Below are 5,113 nucleotides of genomic sequence, written 5' to 3'. Positions count from 1 at the left end.
GACTCGCCGGCGACAAAGGTGTTGCGGGGTCAGTCATAGGTAAACGATTGCGAATTCCGGCTGTCGCGGTTCAGCTTGCATGCGCGCTTTGGGCAATATTTTTTGCCGTTATCAAATCTTGCGAGTTGCGCCTGTTTCAAAATCCTGCACATAAAGCGGGGCCAATGCTTCTGCCGTCGTTGTTTCACCGCGCGCCAATTTAATTTGCCCGAGGCGCGCAATGACACCGCCGCTTAAACGCGCGCTGCCCTCCGGCACAACGAAACAATGTTGCAGGGATTGCAACGTACCTTCGGCGCGCAACATCACAACGCCATCTCCGCAAATGACGGCAGGCTCGTGCAGCCACGCGGGTACGCTTGCAATTTCCTTCACCTGCTCCGGTGTGACCTGAACCGGAAACTCATTGCCGCATCGAAATTTTGCAGAATAGACTTCGCCTTTGCGTGAGCGAATGAGAGGCACAATCATTTCATCTTTCCCGCGTGTGAACGCTTGCGCCGCGTACGCTTGCGCCACCAGCGTGCCGATGGCGATCAACGGCTTGTTTTGCGCAAAGGCCAGGCCCTTGGCCACGGCCATGCCGATGCGCAGGCCGGTGAAAGAGCCGGGACCCGCCGAAACGGCAATCGCCTCGATTTCATTGAGCGGCGTCTTGATTTGTTCCGTCAGATAGGCGATGCCATCGCGCAACACGCGATCGTGAATATTTTTGACGCCGAACCAGGTTTCCGCGAGGAGGCGTTCTTCATTTGCAATGCCAACACTGCAAATTGTGGTTGCGGTTTCGATTCCCAAAACGATCATGCTTCGGAAGAGCCTTCCTCAAATTAGAAATAAGCGGAGTTTGCCTTCTTGAAAAACCAGTAGGCAGCCTTGATTGGTTGAGACTTTGAGGCGTGCAGCTCGCGAACGTATTTTGCCTCAAGTGTTCGAAAAGAAAACCTCGCGCGCGATAGTGATTTCCCGTGTTTCCGGTTCGCCCACAAAATCGGGCATGTTGAAGCGCACCACCAGCGGATGATTCGGCAGCAGTGGCCCGGCGAGTTCCGGCCATTCAATCAAAGATATGCCGTCGCCTTCCCAATATTCTTCCACGCCCAGCGCTGCAATTTCTGCCGTTGAGTTCAAACGATAAAAATCGAAATGATAAATCGGGCAAACGTCGCCGTGATAAATGTGCATAAGCGTAAATGTTGGGCTGGTGATTTTTTCATGTACACCGAGCGCGGCACAAAAGCCCTGCACGAACGTGGTTTTGCCGCTGCCCAGGTTGCCGATGAGCGTAAGGACTTCACCTTTTTTATTGTTACTGATAATAAGCTGCGCCAACTGTGCGGCAAGATCACGGGTTATTGCCGGAGAAGATGAACGGAACTGCAGCACGTGACCGCCTGCCAAAGCGCGTTGCAATTCCAAATCGGGGATTTCGCTAACATTCATGAAGTCACTTCTCAAAATAACATGAGAATGCCGGCATCAGATGAACTCACTAAACGCTCAATCGCACTATGATTTTGTCGCAGAATGTTTTCGATTAATTGGGTCGAACAATTGCCCTTTCGTAGCCAAATAATCTTTGGCGGGAAACCCAGAAGTGATCCGAGTTCACTAAAATCGGCATCATTAGAAACGATGACGTATTCGTTTTTCTTCGCATATTCCCACACCAGGCTGTCAATTTCTTTGCCAAGTCCAACGACTTCGACGGGTGCGGAGCTGGGAAACAGATCGGCGAGATTAGCAACCAAACGAGGAGATAAGTTTTGATCAAAAAGCAATTTCATGGCAATACGGCAACCAATTGGCGCTCACGATCTGCGGCATAACTAAGGCATGCCAAAATATCTTCTTGGGTGAGATAAGGGAAATCCCGTAAAATTTCCTCGTGTGTCATGCCAGAAGCTAGATATTCCAGCACATCGTAAACCGTCATTCGCATACCACGAATACAGGGCTTGCCGCCTCGTTTGCCTGGTTCGATAGTGATGATATCTTGGTATCTCATGGTATTTCTCGCGGTTATAGTTTTATATGTCACTGCATACGTTCGCGATGATGTGGTCCAATCAATCCCCGCGACGCAATATTCTCGTGTAAGCGTTTTTCTTTGCTTCCAAGTCTTAACCCGGGCGAACCTGAACCAGAATTTTGGGACACAGATCAAAACAGATTAATGTTGATTCCACCTGTGTTGATCTGTTGCATCTGCAACCAAAGAGTTTACTCTAAAAGCAAGGGCTATCACTTTCTCTAGACTAAATTTCCAAAACTTGATTATGTCCGCCCGCCGATCGGTTCCAGCCTCACGATCGGCAAAATCATTTCTTCCAGCGATACGCCGCCGTGCTGCAGGCTGTCACGATAATAATTGAGATAATGATGATAGTTTGTCGGATAAACAAAATAATAATCTTCTTTCGCAAAAAGAAAATTTGTGGTGACATTCAAACTTGGCAGTTGATACGTCTCCGGCTTTTGCACGATGATGGCCTGCTTGGGGTCGGCCTTCAGGCTGCGGCCAAATTTGTAACGCAGATTGGTGGAGGTCTCGCGATCGCCGATGACTTTCGCGCCGCGCATGCCGCGGATGCTGCCGTGATCCGAAGTCACGATCACGGTATTGCCGCGTTGCGACAGCTCGCGCAAGATGCGATACAGCGGCGAATGTTCAAACCACGATTTGGTGAGCGAGCGATACGCCGCTTCGTCCGGCGTAATCTCGCGCAACACTTCAGAATCGCTGCGGCTGTGAGCGAGAATGTCAACGAAGTTGATCACGAGCGCGAGCAAGGGCAATTCGGCATATGAGCCGATCTGCTTTTCCACGGCTTTTGCTTCGTTTTGATCGAGGACTTTAATGTATTTCACCGGCGGCCTTAAATGCACTTTCAGGCGTTGGAGCTGGGCTTCGAGAAAGGCATGTTCGTGGCGATTGAGGCTGCTGTCATCGTCCTTGTCGAATGCCCATAAATCCGGATGCTCGCGCTGGATGTCGCGCGGAAACAGGCCGGCAAAAATGGCGTTGCGCGCATAGGGCGTGGCGGTCGGCAGAATCGCAAAATAATGCTCGCGGTTCACCGTAAACAGTTCGCGAATGAGCGGCTCGATGGTGAGCCATTGATCGAGACGAAGATTGTCCATCACGAGAAATGCGACGCGTTTGCCTTCTTGCAACGGCGGAATGACATAGTCCTTGACCACGTCAATTGAAAGCGGCGGCCGTTCTTGCCCCGCGGCCCAGCCCGGATAATTCTTCTCAATGAATTTGGCAAACTCGGCGTTGCACTCCCGCTTTTGATCCGCCAGCGTCTGGCGCAGGCCAAGATCGGCATGACGATCCAGCTCGACTTCCCACTCCGAAAGCAACAGATAGATCTCGATCCAGTCTTTCCAGGTCAACGGTTCCAGCAAGCGGCGTGAAATGGCATTGAACTCGGCAATGTATTCGCGTGAAACGCGCGCGCCCGTGATTTTGCGGCTGTCGAGAATTTTTTTGCAGGTGGATAAAATCTGGCTGGGATTCACGGGCTTGGTGAGATAATCCGCGATGCGGCTGCCGATGGCCTCTTCCATCAACCGTTCTTCTTCATTCTTCGTCACCATTACCACCGGCAGCGCTGGATTGATTTCCTTGATCTCCGCCAGCGCCGACAGGCCGTCTTTACCGGGCATCATTTCATCCAACAGAACCAAATCGAATGAGCTGTCGCGAATCAATTGCACCGCATCATCGGCGTTGGTAACAGGATGAACCGCATAACCCTTGCTCTCCAAAAATAGAACATGCGGCCGCAACAATTCGATTTCATCATCAACCCAGAGAATTTTACTGCGCGCCTCGCTCATGATCGTCCTTAAGAAATCGTGTCGCCGAGGGGTGCCCCGCAATTTTGCTCGATACCGATCGGCCATTTGACTCAAAATAAGCACCAGCCGTACTCGCAACGATGCAGAGTACATGCCAGCAGGATTTAATTTGCGTGAGAAAAGTAGGGAAGTTCCTGAAGATAGTCAATGATGAAGTTGCAGAAGCTGCGCGTTTACATTGAAAATATTGATGTGATCGCGAAATTCTCAAACACGAGGCAAACACTGCCGCACAAGACATGAAAACTGCGCGGCGTATTCCGGCCGTTGCCGTCCCGGCAGAGTGACGCCACTTCGGCAATGTTATAACCGCGCTTGAAATTTCTCCGGCGGTTGATTATCTTAAAGCGTGCAATTCAATCCCGCTCACTTCAATCTAATGCCTGAAAAGTTCCAAAAAATTCTGGTGATCAAGCTGCGCGCCATCGGCGATGTGATTTTGGCGACGCCGGTGCTGGACAATCTTGCTGCGGCATTTCCGCACGCTGCCATCGATTTTCTCACCGAGCCGGCCAGCGCGCCGATTGTGCAACACCATCCCGCCCTGCACGACGTGATCGTTTTAGATCGCCGCGGCTGGGCGCAATTGCCGCATTTTGCCCGCTTGCGTGCAAGTTTTGCGTTTATGCAGAAATTGCGCGATAAAAAATATGATATTGTGTTCGATCTTTTTGGCAATCCCCGCAGCGCGTTGTTGACCTATTTTTCTCATGCGCCTGTGCGGGTGGGATACAAATTCCGCGTGCGCCGGCTCGCCTATAATCATCTCGTTGTTCCGCGCGGCGATCGCGTTCACGAAGTCGAATTCAATCTTGACGCGCTGCGGGCTTTGGATATTCCCATCCGCACCCAAAATTTGCGTGTTGAAATTGCCGGAGATGCGCAGACAGAGGTCGCAAAGTGGTGGCGGGAACAAAAGCTCGAGGAGGCGAAACCTGTTATTGGATTGAACGCCTCCGGCGGATGGTATACAAAACGCTGGCCGCTCGCGTCTTTTGCGCAACTGGGCGATCGCCTGGCGCGTGACTGCGGCGCGACGATTATTTTATTGTGGGGCAGCTGGGATGAACAGCGCGATGCGAATGAGATTGCGCGGCAGATGCAAGCACCGGCGCGGCTTGCGCCGCCGACGGATCTGGCGCAAGCCGGCGCATTGCTTGCGCGTTTGCATCTGCTGGTTTCAAACGATTCCGGCCCCATGCATTTGGCCGCCGCTATGAAAACACGAGTCGTGGGCGTCTAT

At 51.8% G+C, this 5,113-nt stretch carries 6 protein-coding genes; 1 reads left to right on the top strand and 5 read right to left on the bottom strand.

The genetic code is table 11. The annotated features are described in order from the left end of the window. Positions 1–111: 111 nt before the first annotated feature. From tsaB to FBQ85_26245, 5 genes are all read right to left on the bottom strand, one after another. Positions 112–807, bottom strand: coding sequence for a tRNA (adenosine(37)-N6)-threonylcarbamoyltransferase complex dimerization subunit type 1 TsaB (tsaB, locus tag FBQ85_26265; protein MDL1878637.1), 696 nt, complete (start codon positions 805–807; stop codon positions 112–114). A gap of 117 nt (positions 808–924) precedes the next feature. Beyond that, positions 925–1,443, bottom strand: a complete 519-nt coding sequence (gene tsaE, locus FBQ85_26260) for a tRNA (adenosine(37)-N6)-threonylcarbamoyltransferase complex ATPase subunit type 1 TsaE (GenBank protein MDL1878636.1) — start codon at positions 1,441–1,443, stop codon at positions 925–927. Between the two features lie 11 nt (positions 1,444–1,454). Then, positions 1,455–1,787 (bottom strand): hypothetical protein, encoded by a 333-nt coding sequence (locus FBQ85_26255; protein MDL1878635.1) that lies wholly within the window; start codon positions 1,785–1,787, stop codon positions 1,455–1,457. Next, on the bottom strand, positions 1,784–2,008 hold the full coding sequence (locus FBQ85_26250) for a DUF433 domain-containing protein (GenBank protein ID MDL1878634.1): 225 nt from the start codon (positions 2,006–2,008) through the stop codon (positions 1,784–1,786). The genes FBQ85_26255 and FBQ85_26250 overlap by 4 nt, the downstream gene beginning before the upstream one ends. A gap of 269 nt (positions 2,009–2,277) precedes the next feature. Beyond that, a complete protein-coding gene (locus tag FBQ85_26245) occupies positions 2,278–3,849 on the bottom strand; it encodes a bifunctional response regulator/alkaline phosphatase family protein (GenBank protein ID MDL1878633.1) in 1,572 nt (523 codons plus the stop codon). Between the two features lie 400 nt (positions 3,850–4,249). Between FBQ85_26245 and FBQ85_26240 the strand changes: the two genes are divergently transcribed. Continuing rightward, a partial coding sequence (locus FBQ85_26240) for a glycosyltransferase family 9 protein (protein ID MDL1878632.1) occupies positions 4,250–5,113 on the top strand: 864 nt, incomplete at its 3' end.

This window comes from Cytophagia bacterium CHB2 (genome assembly GCA_030263535.1).
Classification (GTDB): domain Bacteria; phylum Zhuqueibacterota; class Zhuqueibacteria; order Zhuqueibacterales; family Zhuqueibacteraceae; genus Coneutiohabitans.
Note: the sequence above shows the minus strand (reverse complement) of the source record. Positions and strands in the feature narration are given on the sequence as shown.